This is a genomic window from Brevundimonas fluminis, assembly GCF_003934285.1.
In the GTDB taxonomy this organism is placed as follows: Bacteria; Pseudomonadota; Alphaproteobacteria; order Caulobacterales; family Caulobacteraceae; genus Brevundimonas; species Brevundimonas fluminis.
Map to the genome: position 1 here is coordinate 43,689 of NZ_RQWJ01000002.1, position 19,530 is coordinate 63,218.

Annotated in this window: 17 protein-coding genes; 9 read left to right on the forward strand and 8 right to left on the reverse strand. The window is 71.2% G+C overall.

Annotated features, from left to right (window positions below; all coding sequences use genetic code 11):
• Positions 1–148 precede the first annotated feature (148 nt).
• Positions 149–2,296, forward strand: coding sequence for a M13 family metallopeptidase (locus tag EFJ44_RS00635; RefSeq protein ID WP_125255261.1), 2,148 nt, complete (start codon positions 149–151; stop codon positions 2,294–2,296).
• 275 nt (positions 2,297–2,571) lie between these two features.
• Here EFJ44_RS00635 and hisS read toward each other — a convergent pair whose 3' ends face one another.
• From hisS to fsa, 6 genes are all read right to left on the reverse strand, one after another.
• Complete coding sequence (gene hisS, locus EFJ44_RS00640; protein WP_125255262.1) at positions 2,572–4,065, reverse strand: histidine--tRNA ligase; 1,494 nt, start codon at positions 4,063–4,065, stop codon at positions 2,572–2,574.
• Positions 4,066–4,100: 35 nt separating this feature from the next.
• Entirely contained in the window at positions 4,101–5,336 is a 1,236-nt protein-coding gene (locus EFJ44_RS00645) for a DUF418 domain-containing protein (protein WP_125255263.1), read from the reverse strand.
• Between the two features lie 77 nt (positions 5,337–5,413).
• Entirely contained in the window at positions 5,414–6,337 is a 924-nt protein-coding gene (locus EFJ44_RS00650) for an aspartyl protease family protein (RefSeq protein ID WP_164511817.1), read from the reverse strand.
• 34 nt (positions 6,338–6,371) lie between these two features.
• Positions 6,372–7,286: a tyrosine recombinase XerC gene (locus EFJ44_RS00655; protein WP_125255265.1), complete on the reverse strand. Its 915-nt coding sequence runs from the start codon at positions 7,284–7,286 to the stop codon at positions 6,372–6,374.
• 4 nt (positions 7,287–7,290) lie between these two features.
• Positions 7,291–7,992, reverse strand: coding sequence for a DUF484 family protein (locus EFJ44_RS00660; RefSeq protein WP_125255266.1), 702 nt, complete (start codon positions 7,990–7,992; stop codon positions 7,291–7,293).
• Positions 7,993–8,027: 35 nt separating this feature from the next.
• On the reverse strand, positions 8,028–8,681 hold the full coding sequence (gene fsa / locus EFJ44_RS00665; protein WP_206426844.1) for a fructose-6-phosphate aldolase: 654 nt from the start codon (positions 8,679–8,681) through the stop codon (positions 8,028–8,030).
• A 30-nt stretch (positions 8,682–8,711) separates the two neighbouring features.
• Here fsa and EFJ44_RS00670 point away from each other — a divergent pair, with 30 nt between their 5' ends.
• The 6 genes from EFJ44_RS00670 to EFJ44_RS00695 all read left to right on the forward strand — a co-directional run bounded on the left by EFJ44_RS00670 (position 8,712) and on the right by EFJ44_RS00695 (position 15,703).
• On the forward strand, positions 8,712–10,871 hold the full coding sequence (locus EFJ44_RS00670; RefSeq protein WP_125255268.1) for a primosomal protein N': 2,160 nt from the start codon (positions 8,712–8,714) through the stop codon (positions 10,869–10,871).
• A 90-nt stretch (positions 10,872–10,961) separates the two neighbouring features.
• Positions 10,962–12,188 carry an argininosuccinate synthase gene (locus EFJ44_RS00675; RefSeq protein WP_125255269.1) on the forward strand — a complete coding sequence of 409 codons (1,227 nt, stop codon included), beginning with the start codon at positions 10,962–10,964 and terminating at the stop codon, positions 12,186–12,188.
• Positions 12,189–12,294: 106 nt separating this feature from the next.
• Positions 12,295–12,723: a hypothetical protein gene (locus EFJ44_RS00680; protein WP_125255270.1), complete on the forward strand. Its 429-nt coding sequence runs from the start codon at positions 12,295–12,297 to the stop codon at positions 12,721–12,723.
• Positions 12,724–12,751: 28 nt separating this feature from the next.
• Entirely contained in the window at positions 12,752–13,321 is a 570-nt protein-coding gene (locus EFJ44_RS00685; RefSeq protein ID WP_125255271.1) for a hypothetical protein, read from the forward strand.
• 40 nt (positions 13,322–13,361) lie between these two features.
• Positions 13,362–14,582, forward strand: coding sequence for a TIGR03862 family flavoprotein (locus EFJ44_RS00690; RefSeq protein WP_125255272.1), 1,221 nt, complete (start codon positions 13,362–13,364; stop codon positions 14,580–14,582).
• Positions 14,579–15,703, forward strand: coding sequence for a serine hydrolase domain-containing protein (locus EFJ44_RS00695; protein WP_125255273.1), 1,125 nt, complete (start codon positions 14,579–14,581; stop codon positions 15,701–15,703). Before EFJ44_RS00690 ends, EFJ44_RS00695 begins: the two co-directional genes overlap by 4 nt.
• Here EFJ44_RS00695 and rarD read toward each other — a convergent pair.
• Complete coding sequence (gene rarD / locus EFJ44_RS00700) at positions 15,700–16,656, reverse strand: EamA family transporter RarD (protein ID WP_241209628.1); 957 nt, start codon at positions 16,654–16,656, stop codon at positions 15,700–15,702. The two genes, EFJ44_RS00695 and rarD, sit on opposite strands and share 4 nt — an antisense overlap.
• A 1-nt stretch (position 16,657) precedes the next feature.
• On the reverse strand, positions 16,658–17,704 hold the full coding sequence (locus EFJ44_RS00705; protein ID WP_125255275.1) for an aspartate-semialdehyde dehydrogenase: 1,047 nt from the start codon (positions 17,702–17,704) through the stop codon (positions 16,658–16,660).
• Between the two features lie 159 nt (positions 17,705–17,863).
• Between EFJ44_RS00705 and zapE the strand changes: the two genes are divergently transcribed.
• Complete coding sequence (zapE, locus tag EFJ44_RS00710) at positions 17,864–18,991, forward strand: cell division protein ZapE (RefSeq protein ID WP_125255276.1); 1,128 nt, start codon at positions 17,864–17,866, stop codon at positions 18,989–18,991.
• Positions 18,988–19,524, forward strand: a complete 537-nt coding sequence (locus EFJ44_RS00715; protein ID WP_125255277.1) for a YbjN domain-containing protein — start codon at positions 18,988–18,990, stop codon at positions 19,522–19,524. Before zapE ends, EFJ44_RS00715 begins: the two co-directional genes overlap by 4 nt.
• Positions 19,525–19,530: the final 6 nt, after the last annotated feature.

Below are 19,530 nucleotides of genomic sequence, written 5' to 3' on the forward strand. Positions count from 1 at the left end.
GTTCGTCCGCGACATCATGACCGGAGCCGCTCCGCTTGGACAGGCGTGCTCACGGCTTCATGACAATAATTTAAGGTGGCGGGCGGCGCGTCGGGCGTAGGGTCCGCGCCGAACCGTCCCCCAGCGACGGAACGGAGAGAGATGCCCCATGCGTAAGTCCCTGCTTCTGACGGTCGCGGCCTCGGCCGCCCTGCTGGCCGCCGCGCCGGCGATGGCCCAGCAGCGCCACACCCTCGACGACGGCCACGGCCACCAATGCGTCGACGAGGCCTGCACCATCTTCACCCTGTTCGATCCGGCCCTGTTCGAGGGCGGTTCGTGGGAGGGCATCGAGGCGCCCAAGTACGGAACCTGGGGCTTCGCCGTCGACGGGCGCGACATGTCCGTCGCCCCCGGCGAGAACTTCTTCCTGCACGCCAACGGCACGGCGCTGAAGTCGCTGGAAATCCCGTCGGACCGCACCTCCTACGGCTCGTTCGCCCTCTTGCGCGAACTGTCGGACAACCGCCTGCGCTTCCTGCTGGACGAGCTGCTCGCCAATCCGAACCTTGCCGCCGGCTCCGACGAGCGGAAGATGACCGACCTGTATCGCTCGTACATGGACGTCGAGCGCATCGAGGCGTTGGACGCCCAGCCGCTGCAGCCCTACCTGACCGCCATCCGCGCCGCCGACGATCACGGCAAGATGTCCGCGTACATGGGCACGCTCCAGGGCCGCTTCGGTTCGGGCTTCTTCGGCGTCGGCATCGGCGACGACCAGAAGGACCCCAGCCGCTACACGACCTACGTCAGCCAGTCGGGCATCGGCCTGCCCAGCCGCGACTACTATCTGGACGAGGCGCGCTTCGGCGAGAAGAAGCGCCTGTATGAAGCCTACGTGGCCGACATGCTGGGCATGATCGGGTGGGAGAACCCGGTCGAGACCGCCGCCGCCATCGTCGCGCTGGAGACCCGCATCGCCGAGGCGCACTGGACGGTCGAAGAGAACCGCAACCGCGACAGGACCTACAATCCGTTCACGGTGGCGGAACTGGCCGCGCAGGCGCCCGGCTTCGATTGGGCCGCCTGGATGGAGCAGGCCGATCTGGGGGGGGTGACCAACGTCGTGGTCCGCCAGAACACGGCGCTGCCGAAGATCGCCGCCATCTACGCCGACACCCCGATCGAGTTGATCCAGGCGTGGCAGGCGTTCCACACCGTCGACGACATGGCGCCCTTCCTGTCGGCCCGCTTCTCGGATCGTCAGTGGCAGTTCCGTTCGCGCGACCTGGCCGGCCAGCCGGAGCAGCGCGCCCGCGACAAGCGCGCGGTCAGCTTCGCCGAGGGCACGATGGGCGAGGCCTTCGGCCGTCTGTACGTAGAGCGCTGGTTCCCGGCCCAGTCCAAGGCGATGATGGAAGAACTGGTCGCCAACCTGCGCGTGGCGCTGGCCGACCGCATCCGTCAGCTGGACTGGATGGGCGACGCCACCAAGGAGCAGGCGCTCTACAAGCTCGACAACTTCACGGTGAAGGTCGGCTATCCGACCAGGTGGCGCGACTATTCCTCGCTCGAGGTGCGGGCCGAAGATCTGGTCGGCAACGCCGAGCGGGCCGGCGAATTCCGCTGGGACTACCAGGTCGGCCGCATGAACGGCCCGGTCGATCGCGACGAGTGGGGCATGACGCCCCAGACGGTGAACGCCTACTACAACTCGACCAAGAACGAGATCGTCTTCCCGGCCGGCATCCTTCAGCCCCCCTTCTTCGATCCGACGGCCGACCCGGCCGTCAACTACGGCGGCATCGGCGGCGTGATCGGCCACGAGATCGGGCACGGGTTCGACGACCAGGGCCGCAAGTCCGACGGCGACGGCGTGCTGCGCGACTGGTGGACGGCGGAGGACGCGGCCAACTTCACCGCCCGCGCCGATCGCCTGGGGGCCCAGTACGCCACCTACGCGCCGCTGCCGGGTCACAACCTCAAGCCCAACCTGACGATGGGCGAAAACATCGGCGACCTCGCCGGCGTGACTCTGGGGATCGAGGGCTACCGCCGCTCTCTGGGGGGTCAGCCGTCTCCGGTCCTGGACGGCGTGACCGGCGATCAGCGCGTGTTCTACGGCTGGGCCCAGGTGTGGCAGTCGAAGTATCGCGACGACGCCATCATCAACCAGGTGGCCACCGGTCCGCACTCGCTGCCGGAGTTCCGGGTCATCGGGCCGCTGCGCAACCTCGACGCCTGGTATGAGGCCTTCGGCGTCAAGGAAGGCGACCGCTACTACGTCGCCCCGGAAGACCGCGTCCGCCTCTGGTAGGACCGGATCCAGAAGACCGGATCAGGGCCGCCTTTCGGGGCGGCCCTTGTTCGTTGCGGCCGGCGAAACCGGGCTCCGGGCACGAAAAAGCCCGCTGCGGGGGATACACGCAGCGGGCCTTCTCGCTCTTGAGAGCGGACGTTTCCTCCCCGAAACGCCTCCGATGGCTGCAGGTCGCCCCGCGCCGTCGAGGAGTTCATGAAACCGCCACGATCCGGGCAAGTCAATCAATCGACGGGGGAAATCGGGCGTTTCCCTGACTGATCGTCGATAAGTCAGCCGCCCGGGGCGCCATTTCTCGAAACTTCTTCGATAATCTGCCGCAGGGTCGGAACGAGATCGGCGCGCGGCACGGTGACCTGTCCCGGCCGCTCCGCCTTCCACGCCGCATTGTCGGCCAGCCCCGCCGCGGCCGCGCGGCCCGCGTCCAGATCCTTCACCGTGGCCATCCCTTGGGCGATCTCGTCGCCGCCGAGGATGACCGCGGCGGGCGAGGCCCGGCGGTCGGCATATTTCATCTGCGTCTTCATTCCGGCGCGGCCCAGATAGACCTCGGCGGCGATGCCGGCGCGCCGGATCTCCGCGGCGCAGCCCAGCCCATGCGTCATGCCGTCGTCGTCGAACACGATCACCACCACCGGCCCGCGCGGCTCGGCCGGGGCGCGCCCGGCCGCCCGCAGCGCCGCCGCCAGCCGCGAGACGCCGAAGGAGAAGCCCGTCGCCGGCACCCGCTCACCGGTGAACCGCGCCACCAGATCGTCATAGCGCCCACCCCCGCCGATGGAGCCGAACCGCACCGGCCGCCCCTTCTCGTCGGTCGTCTCCAGCAGCAGCTCGGCCTCGAACACGGCCGCGGTGTAGTATTCCAGCCCGCGCACCACGGCGGGATCGAAAGCCACGGCCCCCTCCGGCGCGCCCAGCGCCCTCACCGCCGCCCCGATCCGCTCCAGCGACTCCAGCGCCGCCGCCCCCGCCGCGCCCAGACCTCCGGCGTCGGCCAGCCGGTCGATGCGGTCGGTCCAGCCCCCGGCCTGCTCGGCCTTCAGGAAGCCCTCGATCCGGCAGATCAGCGTGGCGTCCAGCCCCGCGCCCCGGGTGTAGTCGCCTGACTCGTCGAGGCGTCCGGCGCCCAGGAGGTCGCGCACCCCCTCCCATCCCAGCCGGTCGTACTTGTCGACGGCGCGCAGCGCCGTCAGTCGCTGGCCCGCGTCGGTCACCCCGCCCTCGTCGAACAGTCCGTCGAACAGGCGGCGGTCAGCGACGCGCAGCACCGCCTGCCCTTCGCCCAGCCCGGCGGCCGTCAGTCCCTCGCAGGCCATGGCCACGATCTCGGCGTCGCTTTCGGGCCGGTCGGATCCGACCGTGTCGGCGTCGCACTGCATGAACTCCCGGAAGCGGCCCGGTCCCGGCTTCTCGTTGCGCCACACCGGCCCGAAGGCGTAGCGGCGGAAGGGCTTGGGCAAGTTCTGCCAATTCTCGGCCGCGAACCGCGCCAGCGGCGCGGTGTGGTCGTAGCGCAGGGCCATCCATTGATCGTCGTCGTCCTGAAGGGCGAACACGCCCGCGTTCGGACGGTCCGCGTCGGGCAGGAACTTGCCCAAGGCGTCGGCGTATTCGAACGCCGGCGTCTCCAGCGGCTCGAAGCCCCAGCGCTCATAGACCTCCGACACCCGCGCGATCAGCGTGCGCTCGGCGCTCAGGTCGCGGGCGCGGCGGTCGGCGAAGCCGCGCGGCGCGCGCGCTTCGGGGCGGGAGGAGGCGTCGGTCATGCGCGGCGCTTAAACCGGGCGCCGCCCAAGAGCAATCAGCCGGCGCGCCGGATCGGCAGCATGCGGCCATAGGTCAGGCACCGCCACAGCCACTCCAGCGGCCCCATGGAGAAGACCTTCAGCCACAGCGGCGACCAGATGATCTGGGCCGCCCAGATCGCGCCGACGACGATCCACATCTGGCTGGTCGAATGCTCGCCGAACCACTGCGGCCCCCACGGCGCGTAGTAGAGGCTCATCATGATCAGCGTCTGCGACAGGTAGTTGGTGAAGGCCATGCGGCCGACCGGCACGAAGACGGCCGTCACCGCCCTCAGCGCCGACTTCGCCAGCAGGATCAGCAGCGAGGCGTAGAACAGGGTGATCAGGGGCGCCGCGCCGCGCGCCGCGTCGGCCAGGCCGCCGGTCGGATCGACGTCTCCGCCCGCCGTCGCCTTCTGCCACCCCAGCGCCGCGAGCACGGCCAGATTGGCGCCGCCCAGAAGGACGAAGGTCAGATAGGCGCCCATGGGCGCGCGCCCGCTGAGGAAGCCGGACTTGAACAGACCCAGACCCACCATCATCAACGGCACGGTCACAGGGATCATGAAGGGGATGAAGAAGGGCGCCATGCCCACCCAGGTCATGGCGTTCTGAACGAAGGACGCCGCGCCGCCCGCCAGCCAGGCGTCGACGACGGCCTGAACCGCCTCGGGCGAGGCGTCGGGCATGCCCTGAGCCATCTTGGCCGCGAACTCGGGCGGGAGGTTCGCCATGCCCCAGTAGCCCAGCGTCGCCACCACGGCCCACAGCACGGTGATCGCGCCGCCGACCCACAGCAGGCGCCGCGCGCTCCACGACCGGAACATCAGGAAGACGAAGCCGCTGATCGCGTAGAGCAGCAGGATGTCGCCGTACCAGAGGGCCGCGCCGTGGATCAGGCCGATCAGCGCCAGCCAGCCGAGACGCCGGCGCAGCAGGGAGCCGCGGTCCAGATCGCTGCGCTCGCCCCCGACCAGGAAGATCGAGACGCCGAACAGCATCGTGAACAGGGTGCGCATCTTGTCGGCGAAGAAGGTGGTGATCACCCAATGGCCGATGGTGTCGGCCTGACCGGCGTCCGCCAACGGCGGCTGCTGCGCCATCAGCAGGATCGACGGCCAGGCGAAGGCCGCGGCGTTGACCGCCAGAATGCCCAGCACGGCCCAGCCGCGCAGCATGTCCAGGTTGCGGATGCGGTCCTTTTCGGAGATCGGCGCGAGGCGCGCGGGCTCCAGCGTGGAATCGGTCATCAGGGCCCCCCAAGGCGTGTTGACAAGGATGCTTTACACCATGCGCGGGCCGGCCCCGCATGAAATTCCCGTAACCCTCAGACCTCCGGCGGCAGGACCCCGCGCAGCGACAGACTGCCGCTGCCGAAATCCAGCACCACGGTGCGGAACCGCTGCAGCAGGTCGGCGCCGATCAGCAGGGCGGGCCCGTCCGTCAGCCCCAGGGCGGCGAAGGCGTGAAGGTCGGCGAACAGCAGCGGCGTCTCGCCCAGATCGCGCCCTCCCAGTTCCAGCCTGCGCACCCGCCCGGCCGCGGCCAGCCGGCTCTGGCCCGTCACGCCGTGCACCCGGACGGGCGGCAGAACGGCGGGATCGCCGCCCGTCGCGCGCAGCAGGGCCAGGTTGCCGATCGAGTACTGGGCTCCGGTGTCGACGAAGGCGCGCACGCCGCCGACGCCGTCGGCGCGCACGGCGGTGCTGATCAACTGCCCGAACGGCCCCAGCCGCGCCCGCGGCGGACGCAAGCGCGTCGGCGTCGTGAAGGCCGGCCCGCTGGGCGCGACGTCCGAGCCTGACGCCCTCAGGCTGACCCGGCGGCTGCGCACCTGCAGCGTCAGGCGAAAACCCGACAGCACGTCCAGCCCCAGAAGGCCCTCGGTCGCCAGCGCCTCGCGCGGGAACACCGGACAGACCAGATCGCGGAACCGTCGCCCCCCGAACGCCAGGCGCGACAGCCGCACGGTGGGCGTCATCTCGGCCGAGGTGATGCCGTGCACGAGAACCGGCGGCCCCTGGGGCAGCCCCAGGTCGCGCGCCAGCTCCTCGGCCAAGGCGGTCCGGCCCGCCCCGGTGTCGAGCACGAAGGCGTGCCCGCGCCGCCCGTTCAGCGCGACGGCCGCCGACATGCGCGTCAGGAGATTGGTCAGCAGCCGCGCCTCGACGGGATCCTGCGCCCACGCCGGGCCGGCCGCGAACGCCGCCGCGCCGGCCAGCAAAGCCCGTCGATCCCACTGATCCGCCACCGACGCCCTCCCCCGACGCCTCCGACGGAGAAGACTAGGCCCGCGGATGGGCCGCCGCATAGACCTCAAGCAGCCGCGCGGCGTCGACGGCGGTGTACTTCTGCGTCGTCGACAGGCCCGCGTGGCCCAGCAGCGTCTGGATCGACCGCAGGTCCGCCCCCGCGCCGAGCAGATGGGTCGCGAAGCTGTGCCGCAGCGCATGCGGCGTGGTCGAGGCCGGCAGGCCCAGCCGCCCGCGCAGCCGCTGCACCGTGGCCTGCACGTGCCGCGGCGTCAGCGGCCCGCCCCGCTTCGCCCGGAACAACGGTTGATCCGCCGTCGCCGGGAAGGGGTTCAGCGCCCGCCAGTCCTCGACCGCCTGACGCACCGCCGGCAGCACCGGCACCAGCCGCGTCTTGCCGCCCTTGCCCGTGACCCGCAGCGACTCCGCCAACGGCGCGTCCGCCCCCGTCAACGCCAGCGCCTCCGAGATCCGCAACCCGCAGCCGTAGAGCAGCGTCAGCACGGCCCGGTCCCGCGCCGCCTCCCAGCGCTCCAGGTCGACGTCCGCCCCGGGCTCGTCCAGCAAGGCCATCGCCTGTCCCTCCGCAACCGGCCGCGGCAGGGTCGGCTTCGGTCGCGGCCCGCGCACCAGCGTCAACTGTGGACTCGCCACGTCGTGACGCCGCTCAAGAAACCGGTGAAAGCCCCGGATCGCCGCCAGCGCCTGGGCCAGACTGCGCGCCGACAACGGCCGCTCCCCGCCGCGCCGCTCCGCCAGGTGCGCCCTCAACTCGGCCGCCCCGACCCCGCCCAGATCGTTCAGCCTCTGCGGACCGCCGCGATGCCCCTCGAGAAACCCGATCCAGTTCCTCCCGGCGTGGCCATAGGCCTCCAGCGTGCGCGGCGAAGCCCGGCGCTCATGGGCCAGCCAGTCCAGCCAGGCCCTGAGCGCGTCGTCCGCCGTCATGATCTCAGTCCAGCGCCGGCCAGCGTTCGGCCATGCGCTCGACCACCCGCGCCACGAAGGCCGCCAGTTCGCAGCCCATGGCGGGGTGAAACCCCTCGGGATCCGGCGAGCCGAAGGCCACCACGCCGGCGCGCGGCGCCCGTCCCGGAGTGATCGCCGGCGCCATGCGGATCAGCGCGACCGACGCCGTCGCCTCCTCCGTCGTTCCGAACAGGTTCAATCCGTCGAAGTTCGGTCCCAGCCAGTGCAGCCCGTCCTCGCCGACGAGGGCGTCGACCCGCCCCGGCTCCAGCGCCTTCCAGCCGAACGGCACGGCGCCGGGCTTCTCCAGCCCCACCGTCGCGCCCGCCAGACCGAACCGAGCCTTCGCCGTCGCGTCCAGCCTTCTGGCGAGGTCCGAGTTCGAGCGCGCCTCCATCAGGTCCAGCGCCGCCACGTGCGTCTGGGTCTGCGCGGCGAAGTTCGCCCGCGCCACCGTCTCGATGCGCTTGCGGGCGTCCGTCTCGCGCTCGACCTCGGCCTCCAGCCGCGTCAGCGCCGCCGGCGTGAAGTCCACCACGTTCGGCCCGTGAGGCCGCAGACCCAGCTCCTCCAGCAGCGCCCGGTCGCCGCTCAGCAGGTCGCCGTGCCCCTGCAGCCAGCCGCGAACCTGCGGCCAGTGCAGGCCGGGCTCGTCGGCGAAGATGTCCAGGGTTTCAGCCGTCACGCGCCGCGCTCCCGCCGGAAGCGCCGGCGTCGAAATCAGAGGATGGACTGACCGGTCTTGCCCCAGTCCGCCAGGAAGGCATCCAACCCCTTGTCGGTTAACGGGTGTTTGACCAGGGCCTTGAACGTCTCCGGCGGCAGGGTCGCGGCGTCCGCGCCGGCCAGCGCCGCCGCCGACACGTGGCCCGCGTTCCGCAGGCTCGCCGCCAGGATCTCCGTCTCGAAGCCGTGGATGTCGTACAGCGTGCGGATCTCCTCCAGCAGGCCGATCCCGTCCGCGCCGTGATCCTCCAGCCGTCCCACGAAGGGTGAGACGAAGGTCGCGCCGGCCTTGGCCGCGAGCAGGGCCTGCGCCGCCGAGAAGCACAGCGTCACGTTGGTGCGGATCCCCTTGTCGGCGAAGGCGCGGGCGGCGCGCAGGCCGTCGGTCGTCAGCGGCAGCTTCACCACCACGTTCGGGGCGATGGCCGCCAGCTTGTCGCCCTCGCGCACCATGGTCTCGAAATCGGTCGCCACGGCCTCGGCCGAGATCGGCCCCTCGACCAGGGCGCAGATTTCGGCGATGACCTCGGCGATGTTCCGACCGGACTTGGCGATCAGCGACGGATTGGTGGTCACGCCGTCCACCATGCCGGTGGGGACCATGTCCTTGATGACGGCGACGTCGGCGGTGTCGAGGAAGAGTTTCATGGGCGGCTCCATAGCCGACCGGCCCCGCCCATGAAAGTCGCCTCCGTCCTCGTGCCCCTGCCGGTGCCCGAAGCCTTCGACTACGCCGTGCCCGATGATCTGGAGCTGGCGCGCGGCGATCAGGTGGCCGTCCCGCTGGGTCCGCGCCTGCTTCGCGGGCTGATTTCGGAGACGCGCGAAACCACCGGCTCGAACCGGAGGCTGAAGGCGGTCGAGGCGAAGCTGGACGACCCGGCCCTGCCCCCCGGCGCCATGGACTTCGTCGAATGGGCCGCGCGCTGGACCCTGTCGCCGCCGGGCGAGATGGCGGCCATGGCGCTGAAGGGCCTGCGCGCGCCGGAGCCGAAACCGACGGTGAAGCTGGTGCGGGACCCGGCCGTCGAGCCGGCCCGCGCGACGGCGGCCCGCACGGCCGTTCTGGAAGCGGCGACCCGGCCTCTCACCGCCGCCGACCTGGCGCGCGCCGCCGGGGTGTCCGGCGGCGTGATCAAGGGCCTCGTCGACGAGGGCGTCCTGACCCGGGTGGAGGTGTCCGCCGCGACCGACTTCCCCTCGCCCGATCCCGCCCATGCCCCGTCCGACCTGAACGCGGACCAGGCCGCCGCCGCCCAGGCCCTGGGCGCCGCGGTCGCGGCGGGCGGCTTCCAACCCTTCCTGCTCGACGGCGTCACAGGCTCGGGCAAGACCGAGGCCTATCTGGAAGCCGCGGCCCGGGCCCTGTCCCACGATCCGGCGGCCCAGGTGCTGATCCTCCTGCCCGAGATCGCGCTGACCCAGGCGTTGATCCAGCGGGTCGCCGCCCGTTTCGGCGCCGCCCCGGCCGAGTGGCACTCCGGCGTCTCCGGTCCGCGTCGGCGGCAGGTGTGGCAGGGCGTCGTCTCCGGCCGCGTCCGCATCGTGGTCGGCGCGCGTTCGGCCCTGTTCCTGCCGTTCCCGAACCTGCGCCTGATCGTCGTCGACGAGGAGCACGACGGCAGCTTCAAGCAGGAGGACGGCCTCGTCTACCACGGCCGCGACCTGGCCGTGGCGCGGGGCATGATCGAGGGCGCGACCGTCGTCCTGGCCTCGGCCACCCCGTCGCTCGAGACGCTGGCGAACGCCCGGGCCGGCCGCTACGGCTGGCTGCGGCTCAAGGCGCGGCACGGCGCGGCGGTGCTGCCCACGCTGGAGTTGCTCGACCTGCGCGCCGCCCCCCCGGAGCGCGACCGCTGGCTCTCGCCGCGTCTCGTGGCCGAGATGGCCGAGACCTGGGCGCGCGGCGAGCAGACCCTGCTGTTCCTCAACCGGCGCGGCTACGCCCCCGTCGTCCTGTGTCGGGCCTGCGGTCACCGCCTGACCGCGCCCGACACCGACAGCTGGCTGGTCGAGCACCGCTACACCGGCCGACTGGTCTGCCACCTGACGGGCTTCTCCATGCCGAAGCCCGCGCGCTGTCCGGAGTGCGGCGCGGCCGACAGCCTGACCCCCGTCGGCCCGGGGGTGGAAAGGGTCGAGGAGGAGGTGCGGTCCCTCTTTCCCGACGCGCGAACCGCCGTGTTCAGCTCGGACACCGTGCCCGACGCCGCGTCGGCGCGCGCCCTGATCGAGCGGATGCGCGACGGAGAGATCGACGTGCTCGTGGCCACCCAGGCCGCGGCCAAGGGCCACAACTTCCCCCGCCTGACGCTGGTCGGCGTGGTCGACGCCGACCTGGGCCTGCGCGGCGGCGATCTGCGCGCGGCCGAGCGCACCTTCCAGCTGTTGATGCAGGCGACCGGCCGCGCCGGCCGCGCCGACAGGCCCGGCCGCGCCCTGCTGCAGACCTGGACTCCCGAGCATCCGGTGCTGCAGACCCTCGCCGCCGGCGACCGCGACGCCTTCGTCGACGCTGAACTGGTCGAGCGCGAGGCCGCCGGCCTGCCCCCCTACGGACGCCTCGCCGCCCTGATCCTGTCGGGCGAGAAGGCCGACGCCGTGGACAGGGCCGCGGGTCTTCTGGCCGGGTCGATCCCCAACGCCGAACGGCTGGAGGTCTACGGCCCCGCCGACGCCCCCCTGGCGCTCGTCCGCGGCCGCCGCCGCAAGCGCCTGCTGGTCCGCGCCGACCGCGACGTCGATCTGCAGGGCTTCCTGCGCGCCTGGCTGGCGCGGGTGAAACTGCCTTCCAGCGTCCGCCTGACGGTCGACGTGGACCCGTACAGCTTCCTGTAGCGGCCCCGCCCCATTCCCGCCCTTGCATCGGGGCGCCGTCGGCTCTTTAAGCGCGGCCACGCCTCCCCGCGCTCGACCAAGGATCCGTCCATGACCGCCAAGACCGCCCCGAAGAAAGTGGTTCTCGCCTATTCCGGCGGGCTGGACACCTCGATCATCCTGAAATGGCTGCAGACCGAATACGGCGCCGAGGTCGTGACCTTCACCGCCGATCTCGGCCAGGGCGAGGAACTGGGACCGGCGCGCGAAAAGGCGCTGAAGCTGGGCATCAAGGCCGAGAACATCTTCATCGACGACCTGCGCGAGGAGTTCGTGCGGGACTTCGTCTTCCCCATGTTCCGCGCCAATGCGGTCTACGAGGGTCAGTATCTGCTGGGCACCTCCATCGCCCGGCCGCTGATTTCCAAACGCCAGATCGAGATCGCCCGCATGGTCGGCGCCGACGCCGTCTGTCACGGCGCCACTGGCAAGGGCAACGACCAGGTCCGCTTCGAGCTGGGCTACTATGCGCTGGAGCCGGACATCCGGGTGATCGCGCCGTGGCGCGAGTGGGAGTTCAAGTCGCGCGAGGCCCTGCTGGACTTCGCCGAGAAGCACCAGATACCCATCGCCAAGGACAAGCGGGGCGAGGCGCCGTTCAGCGTCGACGCCAACCTTCTGCACTCCTCGTCCGAGGGGAAGGTGCTCGAGGACCCGGCCGTCGAGGCGCCGGAATTCGTGCACCAGCGCACGATCAGCCCGGAAGACGCGCCGGATCGGGCCACCGTCATCACGATCGGCTTCGACAAGGGCGACGCGGTCTCGATCGACGGCGAGGCCATGTCGCCGGCGACCCTGCTGACGGCCCTGAACCAGTACGGCCACGACAACGGGATCGGTCGCCTCGACCTCGTCGAGAACCGCTTCGTCGGCATGAAGTCGCGTGGCGTCTACGAGACGCCGGGCGGCACGATCCTGCTGGCGGCCCACCGGGGCATCGAGTCGATCACGCTCGACCGCGGCGCCATGCACCTGAAGGACGAGCTGGCCGTCAAATACGCCCACCTGGTCTACAACGGCTTCTGGTTCTCGCCCGAGCGCGAGATGCTGCAGGCCGCGATCGACCATTCGCAGGCCAGGGTGAACGGCACGGTCCGGGTCAAGCTCTACAAGGGCAACGTCACCGTGATCGGCCGCGAGAGCAAGGACAGCCTCTACGACCAGGACCTCGTCACCTTCGAGGAAGGCGTGCAGGCCTACGACCACCACGACGCCGAGGGCTTCATCAAGCTGAACGCGCTGCGTTTGCGCGTACTGGGCAAGCGCGAGCGGCGCTGAATTCTGACGCCGCCGTAACTTCCTGTCCGCGATTTCACTTGAGGCGGGGCCAGGTCGGGCGCATCCCTTGCGTCATCGCACCCTCCCCCTTTTGAGAGATTTCGCCGTGACCAGGAAGTTCGCCCTCGCCGCCGCCGTCGCCACCGGCCTGACCCTGGGCGTCGCCCTCCCCGCCGCGGCGGCTCCGACCGTGGTCGCCGTGGCGCAGGACCCGATCACCGAGGCCGACGTCGAGGCGAAGGCCGCCGAGTTCGAAGTGGTCATCGAAGCCCTCGCCGCCGAGGCCGAGGGCATCCGCGCCGACGCCTCGCTGTCGGACGAACAGAAGAACGCTCGCATCGACGCCGCCATCGCCGCGAAGCAGCCCGAGATCGACGCCTTCCTCGCCTATCTGGAAGCCTTCATCCGTCAGGAAGCCGGTTCTGAAGGCATGGACGCCGCCCAGACCGACATGGTCGTGGACATGATCCGCAGCCAATTCGCCCAGCTGCCGGCCGCCCTCAAGTCCGGAGAATTCTCCGGCATGGGCGGCTGAATCCACCCCCTCTCAGGAGCCTGACGCCATGATCCGCGCCCTGTCCCTCGCCGCCGCCCTGGCGATCCTGCCGCTCTCGGCTGCCTCGGCCCAGACCGCCCCCGCCGATCCGGAAGCCGCCATCGAAGCGGCCGCCGAGGTCTTCGAGGCCCGCATGGAGGAGTTCGGCGAGCGCGCCGAGCTGATCGCCGAGGACGAAAGCCTGACGGAAGAGCAGCGCGAGACCCGCATCGCCGCGCTCTGGGCCGAATACCAGCCGCACGTCGACGTCTTCACCGGCGTGGTGTCGGAGAACGCCGGCCTGATCGCCGAACAGGCCTTGGCCGAGATCGACGTCGACGCGCTGGTGGCCGAGGCGCTGGCGGGCGTGGACGTCGACGCCCTCGTCGAGGACGCCCTGTCGAACATCGACTTCGACGTCATGGCCATGGCCGGCGGCTTCGCCTCCAACGGCGCCTGGGCGTCGAACGACCCCGAGCACATGGCCACCTACGGCCTGATGGCCGACTATGCGATGAACCAGGTCGACGACGTCGAGGTCGACCTGTCCGATCTCGAGACCGATCTGGCCGAGTCGGCGCAGGACGACGCCGACTGATCCGCTTGCGCCGGTCGGGCCGTCGTGCTCGACCGGCGCAATGGCCTCTCCCCACGTCCTGATCGTCGGCGCCGGCCCGGCGGGCCTGTTCGCCGCCGAGCGAATCGCCGCCGCCGGCGTCAGGGTCACCGTGGCGGAGCGCATGCCCTCGCCGGCCCGCAAATTCCTGATGGCCGGCCGCGGCGGTCTGAACCTGACCCACTCCGAGCCCCTCGACGCGTTCCGCTCCCGCTACGCCGAGGCGGGACCCCGCGTCTCGGCCTGGCTCGACCGCCTCTCCCCCGCGGACCTGACCGCCTGGGCCGAAGACCTGGACCAGCCCACCTTCACCGGCTCGAGCGGCCGCGTCTTCCCCCGCGCCATGAAGGCCTCGCCGCTCCTGCGCGCCTGGCTGGCCCGGCTGGCAGGTCTCGGCGTGTCGCTCGACACGCGGTGGACATGGACCGGCTGGTCCGACGGCGCCGCGACCTTCGACACGCCCGACGGCCCGAGGCGCGTCGTGGCCGACGCGACCGTGCTGGCCATGGGCGGCGCCTCCTGGCCGCGCCTTGGTTCCGACGGCGGCTGGCGCGGCCCGCTCGAGGGCAAGGGCGCCGAGGTCGCCCCCTTCCGTCCCGCCAACGCCGGGGTGACCGTGGCCTGGTCGCCCGTCTTCGCCGGCCGCTTCGCCGGCCAGCCGCTCAAGAACGTGACCCTGACGCACGGCGACCGCAGCGTGCGCGGCGAGGCCATGATCGCCGGCTACGGCCTCGAGGGCGGCGCGGTCTATGCCCTGTCCGCCGACCTGCGCCGCGCGCTGGATCGCGACGGCACGACCACCCTGACCGTCGACCTGCGGCCCGACCTGTCGGTCGAGGCGCTGGCCGCCCGGCTCGGGCGAGGGCGCGGCAAGGACAGCCTGTCGAACTGGCTGCGCAAGGCCGCCGGTCTGTCGCCCGTCGGCGTCGGTCTGCTGCGCGAGATTCCCGGCGAGGTTCCGACCGGCGCCGACAAGCTGGCGCGCCGCATCAAGGCCGTGCGCCTGACCCTGACGGGCGTGCAGGGGCTGGAGCGCGCCATCTCCTCGGCCGGGGGCGTGCGGCTGGATCAGGTCGACGAGCGGCTGATGCTCAAGGCCCTGCCCGGCGTCTTCGTCGCCGGCGAGATGCTGGACTGGGAAGCGCCGACCGGCGGCTATCTGCTCCAGGCCTGCTTCGCCTCCGGCGCCGTCGCGGCCGACGGGGTTCTGGCGTGGCTGTCACGTGATAGAGGGGCGGCATGATCGAGATCCACGGAACCTGTCCCGATCGCCTCGGCGCCGTGAAGGACGCCTTCGCCGCCAATTTCACCGGGGCCCCGGAAGGGCTGAACGAACTGGCCGCCCGCTTCAGCGTCTGCCGTGAGGGCGAGATCGTCGTCGACCTGTGGGCCGGTTGGGCCGATGCGGCGAAGACCTCACCCTTCACCGACCGGACCCTCGCGCCGGTCTTCTCGACCGGCAAGGCGGTGATGGCGACCCTGATCGCGACCTGCGTGGAGCGGGGTCTGCTCGACTACGACCGGCCTGTGGCGACCTACTGGCCGGAGTTCGGACAGGCGGGCAAGCAGGACGTCACCGTCGCCCAGCTGATGAGCCATCAGTCCGGACTGCCGGGCTTCGACGAACCGGTCGATCCCGCCATCTGGTTCGACCGGCAGGCGGTGCTCGACCGGCTCTGCGCCCAGGCGCCGATGTGGCCGCCCGGCACGGCCAGCGGCTACCACCCCATCACCATCGGCTATCTGGCGGGCGAGCTGTTCCGGCGCGTCGACGGGCGGACCATGGGCACGGCCCTGAGGCAGGACTTTCCCGGTCTGGACCTGTGGATCGGCCTGCCGGAGTCCGAGCACGGCCGGGTGGCGCAGATGCGCAAGCCCGCGTCGGCCCCGGATCTGGGCCCCGTCGACGCGGTCAGGCGGGCCGCCTTTCTGGACAAGGGGTCTGCTCCCGGCGGACGCGGCTCGGCGGAGTGGCGCATGGCGGAGATCCCCTCCGCCAATCTGCACGCCCGCGCGGACGACCTCGCCCGTTTCGCGGGCCTGGTCGCGACCGGCGGACTCGACGGCGCGACGCGGCTGTCGTCTGCGACGCTCGACGCGCTGCATGCGGTGCGGATTTCCGGACCCGACCGCGTCCTGCCGTTCACTCTGGCGTGGGCCGCAGGTCTCATGAAGAACGGCGAGCTCGGCATCTTCGGTCCCCGCGCCGAGGTTCTGGGTCATTGCGGCTGGGGCGGCAGCTGCGTCTTCGCCGACCCGACGATCGGCCTCTCAGGCGCCTACGTCATGACGCGGCAGTCGCCGCATCTGATCGGAGACCCCCGCGCGGTACGTCTGATCGAGGCGCTCTACGCCGCGCTTTAGCTCCTGGCGGGGTCTTCGGCCGGGTCGTCGGTCAGACCCGGCTCCGGGGCGACGGCCGCCTCCGGCGCCTCACCCCGCTTCCGGGTCAGCGCCCCGACCGCGAAGACGACCGCTCCGGCCCAGATGAAGCCGAAGCTGACCAGTCGCAGGGCGCCCAGCGGCTCGCCCTGAAGGGCGCCGATGACGAAGACGATCGACGGCGCCAGAAACTGCAGGAACCCCATGCTGGAATAGGGCATGCGCCGCGCGGCCCAGGCGAACAGGGCCATGGGGATGACCGTCGCCGGGCCGGCGGCCAGCAGCCACAGCGTCGCCGGGGCGCTCTCGCCGAAATGGCCTGCGCCCCGCGCCGTCAGCCAGAGCACCCACGCCAGACCCGGCAAGGCCAGGATCAGGCATTCGACGAACAGGCCGGGCCCGGCGTCGACGCTGATCTTCTTGCGGATGATGCCGTAGGCGCAGAACGAGAAGCCCAGCAGGAGCGACACCCAGGGCAGGTGGCCGAGCGCCGCCGCCTGCAGCGCCACGCCGACCGCCGCGAGACCGATGGCGACCAGCCCCGTCCGGCTCAGACGCTCGCGGAACAGCCAAGCCCCCGCCGCCATGTTGAGCAGGGGGTTGAGATAGTAGCCCAGGCTGGCGTCCAGCGTCCGGCCGCCGTTCACCGCCATGACGTAGGTGGTCCAGTTGACGGCGATCAGCAGGGTCGAAACCCCCAGCCAGGCCAGCGTGCGCCGGTTCGTCAGAGCCGCGACGACCTGATCCCACTGACGCAGTGCGGCGACCAGCGCCGCCGCCAGCAACAGCGACCACACCATGCGGTGGGCCATGATTTCCCAGGCGTCGGCGCCGATCGCGCCCATGGACTGGAACACCAGCGGGATGAAGCCCCAGATGGCGTAGCAGCCGATCCCCGCGATCAGGGCGAGGCGGGCCTCGGACGGGCGGGTCACCTCAGACCGTGATCGAGCGATAGCCGCTCTTCGGCGTGATGACGCCCTGCTCGTCCAGCAGCTGGGCGATCTGCACGGCGTTCAGCGCCGCGCCCTTGCGCAGGTTGTCCGACACGACCCAAAGCTGCAGGCCGTGCTTGACCGAGTGGTCCTTGCGGATGCGGCTGACGTAGACGGCGAACTCGCCCGCGGCGTCCACCGGAGTTACGAAGCCGTCGGCCTCCTGCTTGTCCACCACAAGCACGCCCGGCGCGTCGCGCAGCAGGGCTCGGGCCTCGTCGGGCTCGATCGGACGGTCGAACTCCAGCGTCACGGCTTCGGAGTGGCCGACGAACACCGGCACCCGCACGCAGGTGACGGTCAGACGGATCGACGGGTCCATGATCTTGTGGACCTCGTTCCACATCTTGGCTTCTTCGTCGGTGTAGCCGTCGTCGCGGAACGACCCGATCATGGGCAGGACGTTGAAGGCGATCTGCTTGGCGAAGACCTTGGGGGTGGCGTCGCCCAGGCCGTAGATCGCCTTGGTCTGGTTCCAGAGCTCGTCCATGCCCTCCTTCCCGGCGCCGGACACCGACTGGTAGGTCGACACCACCGCGCGGGTGATCTTCGCCGCGTCGTGCAGGGGCTTCAGCGCCACCACCAGCTGGGCGGTCGAGCAGTTGGGGTTGGCGACGATGTTCTTGGTCCTGGCCAGCCTCGCCGCGTCGGGATTCACCTCCGGCACGATCAGCGGCACGTCGGGATCGGCGCGGAAGGCCGACGAGTTGTCGATGACGATCGGGCCCATCTTGCCGATCTTCTCCGACCAGGCGCGCGACACGTCGCCGCCCGCGCTCATCAGCACCAGATCGACCGTGGAGAAGTCGAACTGCTCGATGTCCTCGCACTTGACGGTACGGTCCCCGAAGGCGACCTCGACGCCCTTGGACTTGCGCGACGCCACGGCATGCAGCTCGGCCACCGGGAAGTTCAGCTCCTCCAGGATGGTCAGCATCTCGCGGCCCACGGCCCCGGTGGCGCCCACGACGGCGACGGAATAACCCATGGCTTTTACCTTTGGCCCTGCCGCTCGCGCCGCGGGCGCTCGCCGCTTGAGGGCGGAACGATGAGGAGGAAGGCCGGAGCCCGTGGCAGGGCAGATAGTCCTTCGTGCGGGGGAAGCAATCGCTTTTCCTGATCCGCCCGCGCCGCTAAGCCCGAGTTCATGGGTTCACGCATTCGCGCCGCTTATGAGAAACGCCTGAAGGAGGGCCGGCTGACGCCCGACCCGGGGCAGGCGGCGGCCATCGACGCCCTGTCCCGGCTGGAGCGGGATCTGAAGCGCCGCGGCCTGTTCGGCGGCCGACCCCAGGTGCGCGGCGTCTATCTGCACGGTCCGCCGGGGCGCGGGAAGTCCATGCTGATGGACCTGTTCCACGCCTGCGCGCCGACGCCGAAGCTGCGTCGCCATTTCCACGTCTTCATGGCCGAGGTGCACGGCCTGATCCGGGAATGGCGCGAGGGCGACCGACCGGCGCGCCAGGCCCGCTTCGGTCAGTGGAAGGGCGACGACCCCCTGGTCCCGATCGCCGGGCTGATCTCCCGCCGGGCCCGCCTGTTGTGCTTCGACGAGCTGGAGGTCAACGACATCGCGGACGCCCTGATCCTGGGCCGGCTGTTCCAGGCCCTGTTCGACCGGGGCACGGTCCTGGCGGTGACGTCCAACCGGTCGCCGGAGCGGCTGTACCTGAACGGCATCAACCGCGAACTCTTCCTGCCCTTCGTCGACCTGATCCGCGCGGGATGCGAGACGGTGACGGTTTCCGGGGGTCGGGACTGGCGCGTCGACCGGCTGGCGCGCTCGCGGACCTGGTTCCTCCAGGACCAGCGGGCCGAGTTCGAGGCGCTGTGGGCGGAGCTGAAGGGCGAGGCCGAGGAGGCGCCGACCAGCCTGACCGTCCTGGGCCGCGAAGTGCGGATCGACCGCACCGTCGGGGGGGTGGCGCGCGCCGGGTTCGAGGCCCTGTGCGGCAGCGCGCTGGGGCCGCAGGACTGGCTGGCGCTGGCGGGCCGGTTCCACACCCTGTTCCTCGAGGACGTCCCGGTCCTGGACGAGGGGCGCCACATGCACGCCCGCCGTCTGGTGACCCTCGTCGACGCCCTCTACGAGGCCGGCGCCCGGCTGGTGGTGCTGGCCCATGCGCCGCCCGAGGCGCTCTATGTCCGGGGCACGGGGGCGTTCGAGTTCGAACGCACCGTCTCGCGCCTCAACGAAATGACCGCCCCGGCCTGGCTTTCCAGAACCCCGGCGGCGCGTCAGGATGACGATCCCGTTTACGGAGTTCCCGCATGATCCGCCCGCTTCTGCTCGCCGCCTCGGCCGCCCTGGCCCTCGGCCTCGCCGCTCCGGACGCCGCCCGCGCCCAGGACGCCGCGAACGCCACGCCCGCCTTCGTCGGCCTGACGCCGGAATCGGTGCGCGACTGGCTGGTTGCTGCCGGCGCCCAGGCCGGCGAGGTGACGCGGCAGGACGGCGACGTCTTCTTCCGCGTCGACGACGGCGGTCTGGTCTGGTTCATCTTCTTCTACGGCTGCGAGGCGGACGGCCGATGCGGCGACCTGCAATTCAACACCGTCTTCGACGGCGCGGGCGTGTCGGGCGACGTGATCAACGCATGGAACCGGGAGCAGCGCTGGCTCAAGGCCTTCACCACCGAGGCCAATGGCCAGCCCCTGATCTTCGTCCAGTTCGACGTCCTGTTCGTCAGCGGCCAGAGCGTGGATCAGCTGGCCGACGCCGCCGTCATCTGGCTGGAAGGCGTCGACCGCTTCGCCGGCCACCTGCGGGCGTCCGCGCCGCCGGCAGCCTCGGCTCCTGCAGACTGACCGCCC

What these genes read in the sequence shown, in the direction of transcription:
- EFJ44_RS00635 (WP_125255261.1), top strand. Translation starts at nt 149, where the DNA reads ATGCGTAAGTCCCTGCTTCTGACGGTCGCGGCCTCGGCCGCCCTGCTG.
- hisS (WP_125255262.1), bottom strand. Translation starts at nt 4,065, where the DNA reads ATGACCGACGCCTCCTCCCGCCCCGAAGCGCGCGCGCCGCGCGGCTTC.
- EFJ44_RS00645 (WP_125255263.1), bottom strand. Translation starts at nt 5,336, where the DNA reads ATGACCGATTCCACGCTGGAGCCCGCGCGCCTCGCGCCGATCTCCGAA.
- EFJ44_RS00655 (WP_125255265.1), bottom strand. Translation starts at nt 7,286, where the DNA reads ATGACGGCGGACGACGCGCTCAGGGCCTGGCTGGACTGGCTGGCCCAT.
- fsa (WP_206426844.1), bottom strand. Translation starts at nt 8,681, where the DNA reads ATGAAACTCTTCCTCGACACCGCCGACGTCGCCGTCATCAAGGACATG.
- EFJ44_RS00670 (WP_125255268.1), top strand. Translation starts at nt 8,712, where the DNA reads ATGAAAGTCGCCTCCGTCCTCGTGCCCCTGCCGGTGCCCGAAGCCTTC.
- EFJ44_RS00675 (WP_125255269.1), top strand. Translation starts at nt 10,962, where the DNA reads ATGACCGCCAAGACCGCCCCGAAGAAAGTGGTTCTCGCCTATTCCGGC.
- EFJ44_RS00685 (WP_125255271.1), top strand. Translation starts at nt 12,752, where the DNA reads ATGATCCGCGCCCTGTCCCTCGCCGCCGCCCTGGCGATCCTGCCGCTC.
- EFJ44_RS00690 (WP_125255272.1), top strand. Translation starts at nt 13,362, where the DNA reads ATGGCCTCTCCCCACGTCCTGATCGTCGGCGCCGGCCCGGCGGGCCTG.
- EFJ44_RS00695 (WP_125255273.1), top strand. Translation starts at nt 14,579, where the DNA reads ATGATCGAGATCCACGGAACCTGTCCCGATCGCCTCGGCGCCGTGAAG.
- EFJ44_RS00705 (WP_125255275.1), bottom strand. Translation starts at nt 17,704, where the DNA reads ATGGGTTATTCCGTCGCCGTCGTGGGCGCCACCGGGGCCGTGGGCCGC.
- zapE (WP_125255276.1), top strand. Translation starts at nt 17,864, where the DNA reads ATGGGTTCACGCATTCGCGCCGCTTATGAGAAACGCCTGAAGGAGGGC.
- EFJ44_RS00715 (WP_125255277.1), top strand. Translation starts at nt 18,988, where the DNA reads ATGATCCGCCCGCTTCTGCTCGCCGCCTCGGCCGCCCTGGCCCTCGGC.